This is a genomic window from Pseudomonas sp. Van50 (genome assembly GCF_055390755.1).
This window is the reverse complement of the sequence record NZ_AP024343.1, coordinates 3,190,426-3,209,472: the sequence shown is the minus strand read 5'-3', so window position 1 is coordinate 3,209,472 and position 19,047 is coordinate 3,190,426. Positions and strand designations below refer to the sequence as shown.

Genomic DNA, 19,047 nt, shown 5'->3' with positions numbered 1-19,047 from the left:
AGGCGTTTTTCGCCGGGAACGTCTTCACGCACCAGCACCGTCGCCTCTTTCACCGCAGCGTGTTGCCCCAGGCGGGCTTCGATCTCCCCCGGTTCGATGCGGAAGCCGCGGATCTTCACCTGGCCGTCGTTGCGGCCCAGGTACTCGATATTGCCGTCCTCCCGGAAGCGTCCGAGATCGCCGGTGCGGTACATCAGGGCCTGGGCGTTCTGGCTGAACGGGTCGAGAAGGAATTTCTCGGCGGTCAGGTCCGGTCGGTTCAAGTAACCTTTGGCGACCCCAAGGCCGCCGATGTACAGCTCGCCGGCCACGCCTTGGGGCACGGGTCGCTGCTGCGCATCGAGGATGTAGACCCGGGTATTGCCCAAGGGCCGGCCAATCGGGACGCTGCCGTCGCCAATGGCCTGGATTTCGTAGGTGGTCGAGAACGTCGTCGCTTCCGTCGGGCCGTAGCCGTTGAGCAGATGGGCCGGCGCGCCGTCCTGCAGGACGCGGGCGATCACCGCGGGGTCCAGCACATCGCCCCCGACAATCAAGTAGCGCAACTGGGCGAACACGTCCATCAGGCGGTCGGCATATTGGTGAAACAGCCCCGCCGTCATCCACAACACATTCACCGCTTGCTCGAGCAACAGCCTGTGCAAGCGTTCCTGGGACAACAGCACGTCCTGGTCGACCACAACGACGCAACCGCCGTTGAGCAACGGTGCCCAGACTTCCAGTGTGCTGGCGTCGAAGGCCGGATTGGAGGCGAAGGCCACCCGGTCCTGCTGGTTGAAGTCGGCATAACCGTTATTGATCACCAGCCGGCTGATGGCCCGATGTGGCACCAACACGCCCTTGGGCGTCCCCGTGGAACCTGAGGTGTACATGATGTAGGCCGGCGCTTCGCTCGATGCGGGTTGCTGGCTGTAATGGGCCGCCGGCTCGGGAAGGTCGACACTGTCCAGGTCCACCCGACGCACATCCGCCGCCAAGGCTTCGCGGCTGTGGGTCAAGGCCAGTACGGCGTGACTGTCCTCGATCATGAACTGCTGGCGCTCGCCGGGCGCGTTGATGTCCAGTGGCAAGTACACCGCCGCGCACTTGAGGACGGCCAACTGGCTGACCAGTAAATCGAGCGAGCGCGGCAGCAGGATCGCCACGGTTTGACCCGCTTGCAGGCCAAGGTCGAGCAGATGCCTGGCCAGACGCCCGGCTTGGCTGTCCAGTTCGCGGTAAGTCAGGACTTGCCCACCCTGTACCGCTGCCGGCGCGTCCGGGCGCGCCTCGGCCTGGGCCTCGAACAAGGCATGAATCGGTTGTTCCCGCGGAAAATCACGGTCGGTGTCGTTGAACGACAGCAGCACCCGTTCACGCTCCGATTCTGGCAGGAACGACAGGCTGTTGAGCATCGCTCCGGGCGCAGACTCCAAGGCGGTGACCAGGTTTTCAACGGCTGCCTGCATGTAATCGCCGATGCGTTGCGCGCCGATCAGCGCAGTGGCTTGCACCGACAAGGCGAAGTCATCGGAGAAATCGTCCACCGAGAGGATCAGTGGGTAGTTGGTGCGTTCTTCCGCGCCCAGGGCCTCCATCCCGTCCCAGGCCAGGCTGACGTCAGCCGCGGGGGTATGCGCCGCGCTGGCGCTGTGACGGTAGTTCAGCAGCGCGCTGAACAGCGGCGCCGGCGCCGCCACGCCGCTGCAACGTTGCGCCAGGGCCAGGGAGGCGTATTCGTGACTGAGCAGGCTGCTCAACCCGGCGTGGGTGCTTTTCACCCCATCGCGCACGCTCTGTGCACCTACACCCACGCGCAGCGGCAAGGTATTGATAAACATGCCCAGGGCCCGGGTCATGCTTTCACCGGCCTGCATGCGACCGAGCATCACCGTGCCGAACACCACGTCGTCACGGCCCGATACACCGCCGAGCACCTGCGCCCAGGCCAGGTGAAAAATGCTCGCCGCGCTCACGCCAAGCTGACGTGCCTGCGTGCGCAGGCGGCGACTGAGGTCTGGGGCCAGTGCCAGATGGCTTTCTTCGATGGCACTGCCGTCGCCCAGCACATCCTGCTGGCCAAAGGGTAAGGTCGGCTCCTCGACGTCGCCCAGCATCTGGCGGAAGAACCTCTCGTCAGCCTGGCGCTGGCCGGCCTGTCGGGTCCGAACGACATAGTCGCGGTAAGGAGCGGCAGGCTGCAATTGCCCGGCCTGCCCCATCAGGTAGGCTTGCATTTCACTCTGCACAACCGTCAGGGCTGCGTGGTCGAGGGCCATGTGATGGAACAGCAGCATGGCGGCCCAGCGCTGCTTGGCTGGGTCTTCGGCGACCACCAGCAGCAACAGCGGCGCCTGGCTGACGTCCAGGCGATAGTGACGAGGATCGAAGCGCGCCTGCAATTGCGCCATGACGTCACCCTCGGCGAGGTCGGCACTGATGTCCTTGACGCCCAACCGGGCCTCGCGCCAGACCACCTGCACCGCTTCTTGCAACCCCTCGCGGACGATGGCAGTGCGCAGGATATCGTGGCGGTCGATCACGCTTTGCAAGGCGTCGACAAAATCCGTCAGGCGCTCCTGCCGGGAGATGCTGAAGTGCGCCTGCAATAAGTAGGGATCGCCCTGGGTGGCGGTCAGGTGGTGATAAAGAATCCCCTCCTGCAACGGCGCCAGCGGGTAGATGTCCTGCACGTTGGCCGCACCGCCCGGCACAGTGGCCACGATGCGGTCGATGGCCGGCTGGTCGAGGGTCACCAGTGGCAGCATCTGCGGCGTGATATGCCTGCAACCGGGCGCGATGGCATTGGCTGGGATGTCGATTTCGCCAGCCTTGCTGTCATCGTATTCCCCGGCCTGGATCAACTCGATCAACGCGGCTTTGTGCTCGCGCAGCAAGGCCAGCACCGCCGGCTCGCTAAGAGACTGTTTGCGGCCCCGTACCACGAGCTGATCGCCCTTGACTGAAAGCTGTACGTCTTTTTCTTTTAGTGTCGCCAACAGTTCGATCACACTCACAGGACAATCTCCATTTTTTCTGTCGTTGCCGCGTATTCCGAGAGCGTGGGCTGCTCGAACAACGTCCGCACATCCGCTTCCAGACCCTCTTGGCGCATCCGCTCCATCAGGCTGACGGCAAGCAAGGAATGCCCGCCCAGTTCAAAGAAGTGATCGTGACGCCCTACGCGCTCTACGTTGAGCACTTCAGCCCACAACTGGGCCAGTGTGATTTCGGTTTCGCCAATGGGGGCTTCGTAGCCCCGGGTGATGAAAGCCTCCAGGTCCGGCGCCGGCAGTACCTTGCGGTTGAGCTTGCCGTTGGGGGTCAGCGGCATGGCGTCGAGGCCTACATAGGCCACCGGCACCATGAAGGTCGGTAGTTGGGCCAACAGCCAGGTACGCAGCGCGTCGATGTCCGCCGCTTCGCCCGGCGCGTATTGGGTGAAATAGGCCACCAGGCGTTGTTCCCCCGGTACGTCCTCACGGACCAGCACCGCAGCCTCCTTCACCGCGTCGTGCTGGGCGAGCTTGGCTTCGATCTCGCCCAGTTCGATACGGAACCCACGGATCTTCACCTGATCGTCATTGCGTCCCAGATACTGCAGGGTGCCGTCAGGCAACCAGCGACCGAGGTCGCCGGTCTTGTACAGGCGCGCGTCGGCCTTGCCGTAGAACGGGTCGGCGATGAAGCGTTCGGCGCTGAGTTGCGGCAGGTTGAGGTAACCGCGAGCCACACCGACACCGCCGATATGGATCTCGCCGGGTACACCCACTGGCAGCAGTTGCCCGTGGGCGTCCAGCACATGCAATTGCATGTTTCGGACTGGCCGGCCAATGGGGATCGACTGGTGCCGGTAGGTCTCAAGGTCGCTGTCGGCGGTGTACCAGGCGACCACATCGCTGCACTCGGTCGGCCCGTAGCTGTTGATCACCGTGGGCCGTGGCTGGGCGAGTTTTTCCAGCATGGCGACCTGAATCGGCTCGCCCCCCAGGACCACCCGTTTCAGGCAGGCCAGGGCTTGCCCGTGGTCGGCGTCCACCAGTGCGTGGAAGGCGCTGGGCGACATATTGAGGTGGGTAATCCCGGCCTCGGCGACCTGGGCGACGATGGCGCCGGGGTTGAAGGGTTCGGCGGCCAGGTGCAGGGTGGCCCCGACCATCAGCGGTGCGAGGATGTTTTTCTGGGTCAGGTCGAAGTTGTAGGAGGACGCCAGCAGCACTGCGTCGCCGGCGTGGAAAGCCAGGTCTTCGAGGTACCAGTCCAGCAGGTTGCGCAAGCCGCGATGTTCGACCATCACCCCTTTGGGCAAGCCAGTGGAGCCGGAGGTGTAGATCACGTAGGCCAGGTGGGCCGGCGTCAAGCCGGTGACCTGCGGGGTATGCTCCGGCTCGTCTTGCCATGGACCGTCGTCCAGGTCGATCAGTGGCACCTGAACCTGCGACAAGAGCCCTCGGGTCGCTACCTGGGCCAGTACCGCAGCCGGCTCGCTGTCGGCCAGCATGTAGGCAATCCGCTCGGCGGGATAAGCCGGATCCAACGGCACATAACCACCGCCCGCCTTGAGAATCGCGAGCAAGCCGATCACCATCTCGGCGCTGCGCTGGACACAGATCGCCACGCGCGAATCCGGTTGCACGCCCTGCTTGCGCAGGTAATGCGCCAACTGGTTGGCTCGCGCGTCCAACTGGCGATAGCTCAACGCGTGCTCGCCATGCAGGACGGCCACGCTGTCTGGCGTGCGTTGGGCCTGGGCTTCGAACAGCCCGAGAACGGTCTGCTCCTGCGGGTCTTCGGCACCACCGGTATTGAACTCGGCCAACAGTTTCAAACGCTCGCTCGGCGGCAGGATCGACAGTTGGTGCAACGGCGCCTCTGGCGTCTGCTCAAGCATCTGGATCAGGCCTTCCAGCGCCACTTGCACATAACCGCAAAGCCGCTGCGCACCAATGCGCGCCGGGGTCATGACGCTGAAGCTGAACGCCTCGCCCTGGTCATCCACCGACAACGTCAGCGGGTAGTTGGTCCGCTCCTCACCACTGAGCACCCGGATACCGTCCCAGGCCGACAGCGCTTCGGCTGAAGCCGCCGCGCCGGTATGGCGATAGTTGAGCAAGGCACTGAACAACGGCGTCGGCGCCTCCACGCCGCTGCAACGTTGCGCCAGCACCAGCGAGGCGTGCTCATGGCCGAGCAACGCGCTCAGGCGCGCATGGGTCGCTTTCACACCGGCACGGACACCGGTCTGCCCCAGGCTCACTCGCAACGGCAAGGTATTGATGAACATCCCCAGTGCACGGTCGGCGCCCTCGCCGCCCTGCATCCGCCCTACCAACACGGTGCCGAACACCACGTCGTCGCGACCCGACACCGTGCCCAGTACCTGGGCCCAGACCAAGTGATACAGGCTCGCCGCGCTCACTCCGAGCTGACGTGCCTGGAGCCGCAGCCGACGGCTGAGGTCGGCCTCGACCTCCTGGCGCACCTCTTCGATGCCGCTGCCGTCGCCTTGCACATCCTGCAAATCGAACGGCAACGTCGGCTCGTCGACATCGGCGAGCATGTCGCGGAAGAACCGTTCATGGGCTTCGCGACTCACGCCCAACCGAGCCTGGGCCACGTAGTTGCGATACGGCACCGATGCCGGCAGGCGTTGTGCCTGGCCGAGCATGTGCGCCTCGATCTCCGCCGACAGCACGGCCAGCGAGGTGGCGTCGTCCACCAAGTGATGGAACAACAGCATGCCCACCCAGCGCTGGTTGGCCGGGTCTTGCGCATAAGCGACTCGCATCAGCGGCGCCTGGCGGATGTCCAGGCGATAGTGCCGAGGGTCGAAACGCTGATGCAGCTGCGTGGCAACCTCCCCGGCCGCCGGATCCAGGTCAACCGACTCGACCACCAGCCGCGCCTCACGCCAGACCACCTGCACGGGCTCGGCCAGGCCTTCCCAGAGCACCCCGGTGCGCAGGATATCGTGACGGCAGACGACGGCTTGCAGCGCCTGGGTGAAGTGTTCCACATGGGCGAAGCTGTCGAACGCGAACATCACGTACTGCAAGTAGGGATCGCCTTGGGCGGCGGCGATGTGGTGATACAGGATCCCTTCCTGCAACGGCGCCAGGGCGTAGATATCCTGCACATTTGCCACGCCACCCGGGACCATGGCCACGATCTGGTCGATGGCGTCCTGGTCCAGGTCGGCCAGGGGCAACATCTGCGGGGTGATCCGCGTGCAACCGTCCGGGATAGCGTTGCCCGGCACCACGACTTCCGTGTGCCCGCCCACCGCGGCAGCCAGGGCCGCCAGCGTCGGTTGGCCGAACAGCACCCGCACGTCGGCGCTCAAGCCGACATGGCGCATGCGTTCGAGCAGCTTCACCGCCAGCAGCGAATGGCCGCCCAGTTCGAAGAAGTTGTCGTGACGGCCGATCCGCTCGAGGTCCAGCAGGTCTTGCCAGATCGCGGCAATGACCGTCTCAGCCTCGCCTTGCGGCGCTTCGTATTCGCGGGTCGCCACTGCCGACTGATCCGGCGCCGGCAAGGCCTTGCGGTCGAGCTTGCCGTTGGTGGTCAGCGGGAACGCCTCGAGGACCACAAACGCGCTGGGCACCATGTAGTCCGCCAGCGAAGCCAGCAATTGCGCACGCAGCTCAGCGGCTAACAATTGCGCGCCGTCTGCGGCAATGACATAGCCCACCAGGCGCTTGTCCCCCGGCGCGTCTTCACGGGCTATCACCAGCGCGTCGCTGACCCCCTCGCAGGCGGCCAAGGTCGCTTCGATCTCGCCCAGTTCGATGCGGAAACCGCGGATCTTCACCTGGTCGTCGTTGCGGCCCAGGTATTCGATGCTGCCGTCGGCCAGCCAGCGGCCGAGGTCGCCGGTCCTGTACAGGCGTGCCCCTTCCCTCCCGCTGAAGGTGTCGGCAATAAAGCGTTCCTGGGTCAACTCGGGCCGGTTCAGGTAACCCCGCGCCACGCCCGCGCCACCCACGTACATCTCACCCACCACGCCTACCGGCACCGGCTCGCGCCGGGCGTCGAGCACATACAGTTGCAGGTCGGGAATGCGCTTGCCGATGGGGCTGACGCCCGTCAACTGCGCGTCGGCCGCTTCGAGGGGACGGTAGGTCACGTGCACCGTCGTCTCAGTAATGCCGTACATGTTCACCAACTGTGTCCCAGCATTGGCTACACGGGCGTACCAGGGCTTGAGCATCGCGGTTTCCAGCGCTTCACCGCCAAAGATCACCTGGCGCAAGCTGTGACGCAGATCGCTTTCGCCCTGGGCCACGATCAGTTGCCGGAAGGCGCTTGGCGTCTGGTTGAGCACGGTCACACCGGCCTGGCACAGCAGCGCGTAGCACTCTTGCGGGGAGCGGCTGACCAGCTGTGGCACCACCAGCAGGCGTCCGCCATGGATCAACGCACCCCAGATTTCCCAGACCGAGAAATCGAAAGCGAAGGAATGGAACAGTGCCCAGACGTCTTGCTGGCCGAACTCGAACCAGGGCTGGGTCGCCGAAAACAATCGTGCGACGTTGCGGTGCTCGACCATCACGCCCTTGGGCAACCCGGTGGAGCCGGAGGTGTAGATCACGTAGGCCAACTGCGACGAGGTCTGGCCCGGTACTTGCGGGTTGGCAGTGGACTGGCTGCGCAACGCCGGGCTATCGAGTTCGATCAGCCGTACCGACTCTTCGGCCAGCAGCGCCTGGGTGGCGGCATGCACCACGATCGCCACGGGGGCACTGTCCTCGAGCATGTAGGCGATGCGTTCCGCCGGGGAAGCCGGATCCAGCGGTACGTAGCCGGCACCCGACTTCAAGATCCCCAACAGGCCGACGAGCATGTCCAAGCCGCGTTCGACACAGATCGCGACCCGGTCATCCGGGCGAATGCCCAGCGACAACAAGCGATGGGCGAGCTGGTTGGCCTGGGCGTTGAGTTCGCCGTAGGTCAGAACCTGATCCTCGAACACCACCGCCACCGCGTCGGATTGCGTCGCGACCTGGGCCTCGAACTGGCGATGGATCAGCGCGTCGTGGGCATACGTCGCCTCTGGCGCATTCCAGGTTTCCAACAGGTGCTTGCGTTCGGCCGATGGCAATACCGCGAGGTTGTGCACCGCCGTTTGCGGCGCGTGCTCCAAGGAATCAACCAGGCTGTGCAGGGCCGCCTGCACATAGTCACAGATACGTTGCGCCCCGATCCGGGACTCGACCTGCACCGTCAGGCTGAAGCCTTCGCCCAGGTCATCGACGTTCAGCGTCAGCGGATAGTTGGTACGTTCCTCGCTGGACAACATTTGCATGCCGTTCCAGGCCGACAAACCCTCATCCGTCACCTGCAGCGAACTGTGGCGGAAGTTCAGCAGCGCACTGAACAGCGGCGCTGGCGAGGCCACCTCACTGCAGCGCTGGGCCAAGGCCAGGGAAGCATGCTCATGCCCCAGCAACCCGGTCAGCCGCGCGTGGGTGGTCTTCACCGCGTCCCGCACGTTTTGCTCATTCACCGGCACGCAGATCGGCAAGGTGTTGATGAACATGCCCAGGGCCCGATCGGCGCCGTCGCCGCCTTGCATCCGGCCCAGCAGGACCGTGCCGAACACCACGTTCTCCTGGCCCGACGCCACGGCCAGGACTTGGGCCCAAGCCAAATGGACCAGGCTGGCGGCACTGACACCCAGCTGGCGGGCTTGCGTGCGCAGGCGCTGGCTCAGGGCGTCATCGACAAACACCTTCGTTTCTTCGATGCCGTGCCCGTCGCCTTGAACCTGGGCCAGGCCGAATGGCAGCGTCGGCTCGTCGATATCGCCAAGCATGTCGCGGAAAAACGCTTCGTGCTCCTGTTCACTCGTCCCCAGGCGGGCCTGGGCCACGTAGTTGCGGTACGGCACCGATGCGACCAGGTGTTCGTCCTGGCCCAGCAGGTGCATTTGCATTTCATGCTGCATCACGTCCAGGGCGGTGTGGTCCAGGGCCATGTGATGGAACAACAGGATCGCGACCCAGCGATCCTGGGCCTCGTCCCGGGCGTAAGCCAGGTGCAACAACGGTGCCCGGCCCAAATCCAGGCGACTGTGACGCGCATCGAAACGGCTGGCCAATTGCGTGGCGATGTCGCCGGCCGTGGCATCGAGAACGATGCACTGCGGCGCCAGCACCACCTGGCGCCAGACCACTTGCACCGGCTCATCCAAGCCTTCCCAGACCACACTGGTGCGCAAGATGTCGTGGCGATCGATCACCACTTGCAGTGCGCCGATGAAGGCATCGAGGCGCTCACGGTTGTCGAAGGCGAATTGCGATTGCAACACATAGGGGTCGCCCTGCTCGGCGGCCAGGTGGTGATAGAGGATGCCTTCCTGCAATGGCGCCAACGGGTAGATGTCCTGCACGTTGCGCGCACCACCGGGAACGGTGGCGACGAGGCGGTCGATGGCCTCCTGGGACAGGTTGATCAAGGGCAACAAGTCCGGGGTGATGTGTTCACAGTCCAAAGGAATCAGGTTCGCCGGCACGCGGACTTCCCTGCCGCTGCCAATCGCCGCGGCCAGTGCGGCCAAGGTTGGCTGGCTGAACAGCACCCTCACGTCGGCGCTCAAGCCGGCCTGGCGCATGCGTTCGATCAGCGTCACCGCCAGCAGCGAGTGGCCACCCAGCTCGAAGAAGTGATCGTGGCGACCGATCCGCTCCACTTTCAACAACTCGGCCCACATACCGGCCAAGAGCTGTTCGATCTCGCCCTGGGGCGCCGCGTAGGCCTGGCTCGCGTAAGCCTCGGCGTCCGGCGCCGGCAGCGCCTTGCGGTCCACCTTGCCGTTGAGCGTCAACGGGAACGCCGACAACATCACGAACGCCGCAGGCACCATGTACTCAGACAGGGTCGCGGACAATTGCTCGCGCAACCCGGCCACGCTCAGCGTGACTTGCGGTTGGGCAATGACATAGGCCACCAGGCGTTTCTCGCCGGTTTCATCGGCTCGCACCAGCACCACCGCGTCCTTCACGCCGTCACAGGCCACCAGCTTGGCTTCGATCTCGCCCAGCTCGATGCGGAAACCGCGGATCTTCACTTGATCATCGTTGCGCCCCAGGCATTCCAGGCTGCCTTCCGGCAACCAGCGACCGAGGTCACCAGTGCGGTACAGCAGCGCGTCGGGTTCATGGCTGAACGGGTCGGCGATGAATTTTTCCGCGGTCAGGTCTGGTCGATTCAGATACCCCTTGGCCACGCCCTGGCCGCCGATGTACATCTCGCCGACGACACCCAACGGCGCCAATTGCTGGCGTGCATCGAGCACGTACACCTGGGTATTGCCGATCGGTCCGCCAATGGGCACGCATTCGGCATCCACCGCCACGGCCTTCACCTCGAGGGTGGTGGCGTAGGTGGTGGTTTCGGTCGGGCCATAGCAGTGCACCAGGCGCAAACCGGGCGCCAGGTCCAGCAAGCGCCGGAACGACGCCACATCGGCCCGTTCACCGCCGCACAGCAGGATCCGCAGGCCGCCGAGGGCCTGGGGAATCAGTTGCACGTATTGGTTGAAGATTGCCGTGGTCACGAACAGCACCGTAACGCCCGAGTCCTGCAAGACCTGGGCGAACCTTGACGGCTCAAGCAGGGTTTCGTGGTCGATCACCACCACCTGCCCGCCATTGAGCAACGCACCCCAGACGTCCATGGTGCTGGCGTCGAACGCCGGATTCGAGGCGAAGGCGATGCGGTCCTGCGCGTTGAAGTCGGCGTAACCGTTGTTGATCACCAAACGGTTGATGGCTCGATGTGGCACCAGCACGCCCTTGGGCTGCCCGGTGGAACCCGAGGTGTACATGATGTAGGCGATCGACTCGCTGGACTGCGCCAATGCCGGGTTGTGCGCCGGGCCCTGGCTGTCCAGCGTGTCCAGGTCGATGCGCGATGCACCCTCGGGCACGGTCTCGGTACTGAACGTCAGCAGGCACTTGGCCTGGCAGTCGTCGAGCATGAAGCCCTGGCGCTCCAGGGAGGCGTTGCGGTCCAGCGGCACGTAGGCCGCCGCGCACTTGAGGATCGCCAGTTGACTGGCCAGCAGCTCGATGGAGCGTGGCAGCAGGATGGCCACGCAGTCGTCCGGTTGCACGCCAAGGCCGATCAGGTGATGGGCCAGGTGGTTGGCCTGCTCGTTCAACTGCGCGTAGCTCACTTGCCGCTGTCCATGCACCGCTGCAATCGCCTGCGGCAGGTACGTGGCCTGAGCCTCGAACAGCGCCAGAACGGTCTGCTCATGTGGATAGGTGCGCTGGGTGGCGTTGAAGTCCTCCAGCAACTGATTGCGCTCGCTTTGCGGCAGGATCTCCAGTCGGTTGAGTGGCGTCTGGGGCGCGTGTTCGAGGGCCTGCACCAGACTTTCCAGGGCCGTGTGCATGTAGGCGCAGATGCGTGCCGCACCGATGCCCTGCACTACCAGGGCGCTCAGCATGAAGCCATCGCCCAGGTCATCCACCGATAGGGTCAGCGGGTAATTGGTCCGCTCTTCGTTGCTCAGGAACTCGATGCCCTGCCACGCGGCCTGGGTTTCATTCGAGACCTCGGCCGCTGCGCTGGCGCTGTGCCGATAATTGAGCAGCGCGCTGAACAGCGGCAGCGGCGCAACCACGCCGCTGCAACGCTGGGCCAAGGCCAGCGAGGCGTGTTCATGGCCCAACAACCCGGTCAGCCGTGCGTGAGTGGCTTTCACCCCCTCGCGCACGCCTTGGCTGCTCACGTCGATCCGCAGCGGCAAGGTATTGATAAACATGCCCAGCGCCCGGTCAGCACCCTCGCCGCTCTGCATCCGGCCCAACAGGACCGTACCGAACACCACATCGTCCTTGCCTGACACACGCCCCAGTACCTGCGCCCAGGCCAAGTGGACCAAGCTGGCGGCACTCACGCCCAACTGCCGGGCTTGCGCCCGCAGACGCAGGCTCAAGGTCGCCTCGACAACCTGCCGGGCCTGCTCGATGGCCTGTCCGTCGCCGCTCACGTCCTGCAAGCCGAACGGCAAGGTCGGCTCGTCGACATCGGCGAGCATCTCGCGGAAGAACCCTTCGTGCTCTTGTTGACTCACCCCCAGGCGCGCTTGCGCCACATAGGCGCGGTACGGCATCGCCACGGGCAGTTGGTCGGTTTGGCCCAGCAGGTGCGCCTGCATTTCCTGCTGCACCACTTCCAACGCCGTGTGGTCGAGGGCCATATGGTGGAACAACAACACCGCGACCCAACGCTGGTTGAGCGCGTCTTCGGCAAAGACCAGACGCATCAGCGGGGCCTGGGTGATGTCCAGCCGGTAGCGTTGCGGGTCGAAACGCTCCTGCAACTGCGCCGTGATCTCGCCCTTGGCAATGTCCAGGGCGATCTCTTCCAGGTGCAGCTTCGCTTCGCGCCACACCACTTGGATCGGTGCGTCGAAGCCTTGCCACACCACACTGGTGCGCAGGATGTCGTGGCGATCGATGACGTATTGCAGCGCGTCCACAAACGCCGCCAAGCGGTCGCGACTCTGCAGTTCGAACACGGTTTTCAGCACATAGGGGTCGCCCTGCTCGGCGGCCAGGTGATGGTAGAGAATGCCGTCCTGCAGCGGCGCCAGCGGGTAGATGTCCTGCACGTTGCGCGCACCACCCGGCACCGTGGCGACGAGTCGGTCGATGGCGGCCTGGGACAGGTTGATCAAGGGCAACAAGTCCGGGGTGATGTGTTCGCAATGCAAAGGAATCACGTTCGCCGGAACGCTGACTTCCCTGCCGCTGCCAATCGCCGCGGCCAGTGCGGCCAGGGTCGGCTGACCGAACAACACTCGCACGTCGGCGCTCAAGCCGACCTGGCGCATGCGTTCGATCAGCGTGACGGCCAACAGCGAATGGCCGCCCAGTTCGAAGAAATTGTCATGGCGACCCACTTGCTCAACCCTGAGCAGCTCGGCCCAGAGTTGTGCCAAGAGCTGCTCGACCTCGCCCTGCGGCGCTTCATATTCACGGCTGACGTAGGCTTCGCTGTCCGGCGCCGGCAGTGCACGGCGGTCGAGCTTGCCGTTGGCGGTCAATGGCAATGTGTCGAGGCGAACGTAGGCCACCGGAATCATGTAGTCCGGCAATTGCCCCTGCAAATGAGTACGCAGGGTCTCGATGTGCGGCGCAACGTCCAGGTCCCGCGGCGTGAAGTACGCCACCAGGCGCTTCTCACCCGGGACGTCTTCGCGCACCAGCACCACGACATCCTTGACCTCGTCATGCTGGCCTAACCGGGCTTCGATCTCGCCCAGTTCGATACGGAAACCACGGATCTTCACCTGGTCGTCGTTACGCCCCAGGTAATCCACCGTGCCGTCCGCCCGCCAGCGCGCCAGGTCGCCGGTGCGGTAGAGCAAGGCACCGGGATCGGCATTGAACGGGTCGGCGACGAACTTCTCGGCGGTCAGCTCGGGACGATTCAAGTACCCTTTCGCCACGCCATCGCCACCGATGTACAACTCGCCGGCCACGCCGATGGGCACTGGCTGTTGGTTGGCATCCAGCACGTAGACACGGGTGTTGCCAATCGGGCGACCGATGGGAATACCGCCCTCGCCCACGGTCTTGATCTCATGGGTGGTGGTAAACGTGGTGGCTTCGGTCGGACCGTAGCCGTTGAGCAGGTGCTGCGGCGCACCTTCCTTCAGGACTCGGCCGATCACCGCTGGGTCGAGTACATCACCACCGACGATCAGGTAGCGCAGCTGGGCGAACACCGACATCAGCCCCGCGGCGTATTGATGGAACAGGCCGGCGGTCATCCACAGCACGCTGACCGATTGCTCTTGCAGCAGCGCCGCAAAACGTTCCTGTGTCAGCAGCACGTCCTGGTCGACCACCACCACACAACCGCCGTTGAGCAACGGTGCCCAGACGTCGAGGGTGCTGGCATCGAAGGCCGGGTTGGAGGCAAAGGCCACCCGGTCCTGGGCGTTGAACTCGGCGTAGCCGTTGTTGATCACCAGTCGGTTGATCGCCCGGTGCGGCACCAGTACACCTTTCGGGGTGCCGGTGGAACCGGAGGTGTACATGATGTAGGCCACCGATTCGCCGCTTTGCGTCAGGTGGAGGTTATCGGCGGCTTCATTGAAGACCAGCGTATCCAGATCGACCCGTTGCGAGGCTTCAGGCGCTACCGCCGTGCCCGACGTCAGCACGACCTGTGCCCCGCTGTCCTGCACCATGAACTGCTGACGCTCCAGAGGCGCGCTGACATCCAGTGGGACATAGACGGCGGCGCATTTGAGGATCGCCAGTTGGTTGACCAGCAGCTCGAGCGAACGCTCCAGCGCAATCGCCACCCGATCCCCCGGTCGCACGCCGAGACCGACCAGATGACGGGCCAGGCGATTGGCCCGGTGGTTCAACTCCGCGTAGGTCAGGCTGTGCTCGTTGTGCACGGCGGCAACGGCTTGCGGACGCTCGTTGGCTTGCGCCTCGAACAGGCCATGGACGGTCCTGTCCTGAGGATAGCGTCGGGCAGTGGTATTGAAGCCGGTCAGTACCTGATGACGCTCGGCTTGCGGCAGTACCGCCAGCGTTTGCAAGCGTGATGTCGGGTCGGATTCCAACGCCGTTGCCAAGCTTTGCAGCGCGGTCGCCATGTAGGCACAGACTCGCTGCGCACCGACACCGCTCGTGGCCAGGACGGTCAGGGCGAAATCTTCACCCAAGTCGTCGATACACAGCGTCAATGGATAGTTGGTACGTGCTTCGCCACCCAGTGTCTCAATGCCGTGCCAGGCCAACTGCGCCGCTTCTGTATCGGCCTGTTCGCTGGAGTTGCGGTAGTTCAACAAGGCGCTGAACAGCGGCAGTGGTGCCGCCACGCCGCTGCAACGCTGGGCCACTGCCAGCGAGGCGTGCTCGTGGCCCAACAGTGCGGTCAATTGCCCATGGACCGCCTTGACGCCGGCCTTGACGGCCTGATCGCCCACGCTCACACGAAGGGGCAAGGTGTTGATGAACATGCCCAACGCACGGTCAGCACCCTGGCCGCCCTGCATCCGCCCCATCAATACGGTGCCAAACACCACGTCCTGCTTGCCGGACGCTTGCCCCAGCACCTGGGCCCAGGCCAAGTGATGCAAACTGGCAACGCCCACGCCCGACTGGCGTGCCAGGCGCCGCAACCGACGACTCAAGTCGCCGTCGAGCACCAGGCTCGCATCCTCGATGTCATGGCTGTCACCCTGCACCTGCTGCAAACCGAACGGCAGCGTGGGTTCGTCGACATCACCCAGCATCTCACGGAAGAACCCTTCCTGCGCTTCACGATCCACACCCAAGCACGCCTGGGCCACGTAGTTGCGATACGGTACCGGAACGTCCAATTGACCGGCCTGCCCCAGCAGGTAGGCCTGCATCTCGCTCTGTACGACTTTCAGCGCCGCGTGATCGAGGGCGATGTGATGGAACAACAGCATCGCTACCCAGCGCTGGTTCGGCTTGTCTTGGGCAAAGGCCAGGCGCATCAGCGGTGCCTGGGTCATGTCCAGGGCATAGTGCCGGACGTCGAAGCGGTGCTGCAGCTGTTGGGCGATCGCTCCGGCCTGCGGGTCCAGCACCAATTCTTCAAGCCCCAGCCGCGCTTCGCGCCAGACCACTTGTCGAGGCCCGTCGAGACCTTCCCAGAGAATCGCGGTGCGCAAGATGTCGTGGCGGTCAATGACACTTTGCAGGGCCTGGGTGAACCCGTCGAGGCGTTCGCGGCTGTCAAAGGCAAATTGCGCGTGCAAGACATAGGGATCGCCCTGCTCGGCCGACAGGTGATGGTAAAGAATGCCTTCCTGCAACGGTGCCACTGGATAAATCTCTTGCACGTTGCGCGCCCCACCTGGAACGGTCGACACGATGCGGTCGATGGCGTCCTGGTCGAGGCTGGTGAGCGTCAGCATGTCAGGTGTGATCCGCTCGCAGCCGAACGGGATGCCGTTGACCGGCACGTCGATTTCACTGCCGCCCCCACTGCCGCCGCCAGCGCGGCCAGGGTGGGCTGGCCGAACAGTACGCGCACGTCGGCGCTCAAGCCGGCCTGGCGCATGCGCTCGATCAGCGTGACCGCCAACAGCGAATGGCCGCCCAGTTCGAAGAAATGGTCGTGCCGGCCGACGCGTTCGACCTTGAGCACGTCTTGCCAGATCTGCGCCAGGGTGATTTCGGTTTCGCCTTGCGGGGCTTCGTAGCCACGGGTGATCAGCGCATCGAGATCCGGTGCCGGCAAGGCCTTGCGGTCGAGCTTGCCGTTCGGCGTCAGTGGCAACGCATCCAGGCGCACGTAGGCCACCGGCACCATGTAGGCCGGCAATTGCGCTTGCAGGTGCGTGCGCAGGGCTTCGATCTCTACTGTTTCGTCCGGCGAGTGTTGGGTGAAATACGCCACCAGGCGTTTGTCGCCCGGCACGTCTTCCCGGGCCAGGACCACGGTTTCCTTGATGTTTGGAGCCTGGGCGAGCTTGGCTTCGATCTCCCCCAGTTCGATGCGGAAACCGCGGATCTTCACCTGGTCGTCATTGCGGCCCAGGTACTCGATGTTCCCGTCCGGCAGGTAGCGGCCCAGGTCACCGGTTTTGTACATACGGGCGTTTGGAGCCGTGCTGAATGGATCTTTCAGGAAACGCTCGGCCGTCAGGTCATCACGGTTGAGATAACCGCGAGCGACCCCGGCACCACCGATGTAGATTTCGCCCGGCACGCCCAGCGGCACGGGTTGTTTGTGCTCATCCAGCAGATAGAACTGGGTGTTCGCCACGGGTTTGCCGATGTGTGCGGAAAATCCGTCTTCGCGGGCCATCGACACCCAGCTTGAGTAGGTCGTGGTTTCCGATGGGCCGTAGAGGTTGCACAGGCGTTTGACCTGGGTCTGTTCGAACAAGGTTTCAACCAGGCTGCGCTTGAGCGCTTCACCGGCGACGTTGACCGTGTCGACACCCTCGCCCAGCCCACCGGACTCCAGCAAGGCCTTGAGCGCCGACGGCACGGTGTTGATCAGCGTGATGTCGTGCTCGCCCTGTTGCAGTTCCAGCACATTAGTGACCACTTCGATGCTGCCGCCCGAGGTCAGCGGCGCGAAGCATTCATAGACGGCCAGGTCGAAGTTCAGCGACGTCGAGAACAGGGTTTTCGCCAAGGTCTGCGAATCGAACGAGCGATGGGCCCAGGTCAGGAAGTTCACCGTGTTGCGGTGTTCGATCATCACACCCTTGGGCAGACCGGTCGAACCGGAGGTGTAGATGACATAAGCCAGGTGCGAGGACGTCAGCTCAGTGACCTCGGGATTCTGGACGGATTCGTCCTGCCAATCGCCGCTGTCGAGATTGATCACTGGCATCGATGCTTCCGCCAGCAACTCAAGGGTCGCTGTCTGCGCCAACACCGCAGCCGGCGCGCTGTCGTCCAGCATGTAGGCAATCCGGTCCAGCGGGTACGCCGGGTCCAGCGGTACATAACCGCCGCCGGCCTTGAGGATCGCCAGCAGCCCCACGACCATGTCGATGCCGCGCTCGACACAGATCGCCACCCGCGAATCCGGCTGCACGCCCTGTTTGCGCAGGTAATGGGCCAGGCGGTTGGCCCGCTTGTTCAGTTCCCCATAGCTCAGGCGCTGCTCGCCCCGGATCACCGCCACCGCCTCCGGCGTACGCTGGACCTGGGCTTCGAACAGACCATGAATCGTTTGCTGCTGCGGATAATCCGCCTCGGTGGCGTTGAATGCCACCAGCAGTTGCTCACGTTCCGAGGCCGGCAGGATCGACAATTGCTGCAAGGGCATGTCTGGCTGCTGTTCGAGCATGCGGACCAGGTTTTCCAACGTGTGCTGCACATAATCACACAGCCGCTGCGCACCAATGCGCGCCGGGGTCATGACGGTAAAGCTGAAAGCCTCGCCCTGATCATCCACCGACAACGTCAACGGGTAGTTGGTCCGCTCCTCGCTACTGAGTATCTGGATACCGTCCCAGGCCGGCAACAGCTCGATCGCGGTTGTCGCTCCGGTATGACGGTAGTTGAGCAAGGCACTGAACAATGGTGTTGGCGCTTGCACGCCACTGCTACGTTGCGCCAACGCCAAGGAAGCGTGTTCATGGGCCAGCAACGCGGTCAGGCGGGCATGGGTCTCCTTGACGCCGGCACGGACGCCGGCTTGCGCCACGCTCACCCGCAAGGGCAGCGTATTGATGAACATGCCCAACGCCCGATCGGCGCCCTCGCCGCCCTGCATCCGGCCCATCAGCACCGTGCCGAACACCACATCGTCCTTGCCCGACACCTGACCCAGGACTTGCGCCCAAACCAGGTGATACAGGCTCGCCGCGCTCACCCCGAGCTGACGCGCCTGGACCCGTAACCGGCGACTCAGGTCGGCCGCGACGTCCTGGCGGACCTCCTCGATGTCGCTGCCATCGCCTTGCACATCCTGCAAGCCGAACGGTAGCGTCGGCTCGTCGACGTCGCCGAGCATGTCGCGGAAAAAACGTTCGTGGGCTTCGCCACTCACACCCAGACGGGCCTGGGCCACATAGTTGCGATACGGCATCGCGGCGCCCAACTGCGCCGCCTCTCCCGAGAGACAGGCCTGTATTTCGTGTTGCATCACGTCCAGCGCGGTGTGGTCCAGCGTCATGTGGTGGAACAGCAGCATCGCCAGCCAACGGTCATTATCCGTGTCGTGGGCATGCACAAGACGCAGCATCGGTGCCTGGGTAATATCCAGACGGTGATGCCTGGAATCGAAGCGTTCATACAGTTGCGCCGCGGCATCGCCGTCGACCGGGTCCAGGGCGACCTCTTGCCGTCTCAGCAGCGCTTTGCGCCAGACGATCTGCAAGGGTTGCTCGAATCCCTCCCAACGTATCGACGTCCTGAGAATGTCGTGACGATCGATAACCTGTTGCAACGCGCGCGCGAAGTCCTCCAGACGGTCCTGGGTCTCGAAAGCGAACAGCGTCTGGAGCAGGTAGGGATCGCCCTGCTCGGCCGAGAGGTGATGGTAGAGAATACCTTCCTGTAGCGGGGCCAGCGGATAGATGTCCTGCAC

At 64.2% G+C, this 19,047-nt stretch carries 3 protein-coding genes (1 of these 3 only partly in view); all 3 read right to left on the bottom strand.

Annotation, left to right across the window (positions count from 1 at the left end; genetic code table 11):
* Tightly spaced (each overlapping or abutting the next), the 3 genes in view from ACZ5M5_RS13790 to ACZ5M5_RS13780 form a layout consistent with a single transcriptional unit that may run on beyond the window.
* On the bottom strand, nt 1–2,996 hold the start of the coding sequence (locus ACZ5M5_RS13790; RefSeq protein WP_464739230.1) for an amino acid adenylation domain-containing protein. It extends 10,180 nt beyond the left edge of the window; only the first 2,996 of its 13,176 coding nucleotides appear in the window; the start codon lies at nt 2,994–2,996; its stop codon lies beyond the left edge, outside the window.
* A complete protein-coding gene (locus ACZ5M5_RS13785; RefSeq protein ID WP_464739229.1) occupies nt 2,993–15,955 on the bottom strand; it encodes a non-ribosomal peptide synthetase in 12,963 nt (4,320 codons plus the stop codon). Before ACZ5M5_RS13785 ends, ACZ5M5_RS13790 begins: the two co-directional genes overlap by 4 nt.
* The gene (locus ACZ5M5_RS13780; protein ID WP_464739228.1) at nt 15,901–19,047 is read right to left on the bottom strand and encodes a non-ribosomal peptide synthetase; all 3,147 of its coding nucleotides are present in this window, start codon (nt 19,045–19,047) and stop codon (nt 15,901–15,903) included. Before ACZ5M5_RS13780 ends, ACZ5M5_RS13785 begins: the two co-directional genes overlap by 55 nt.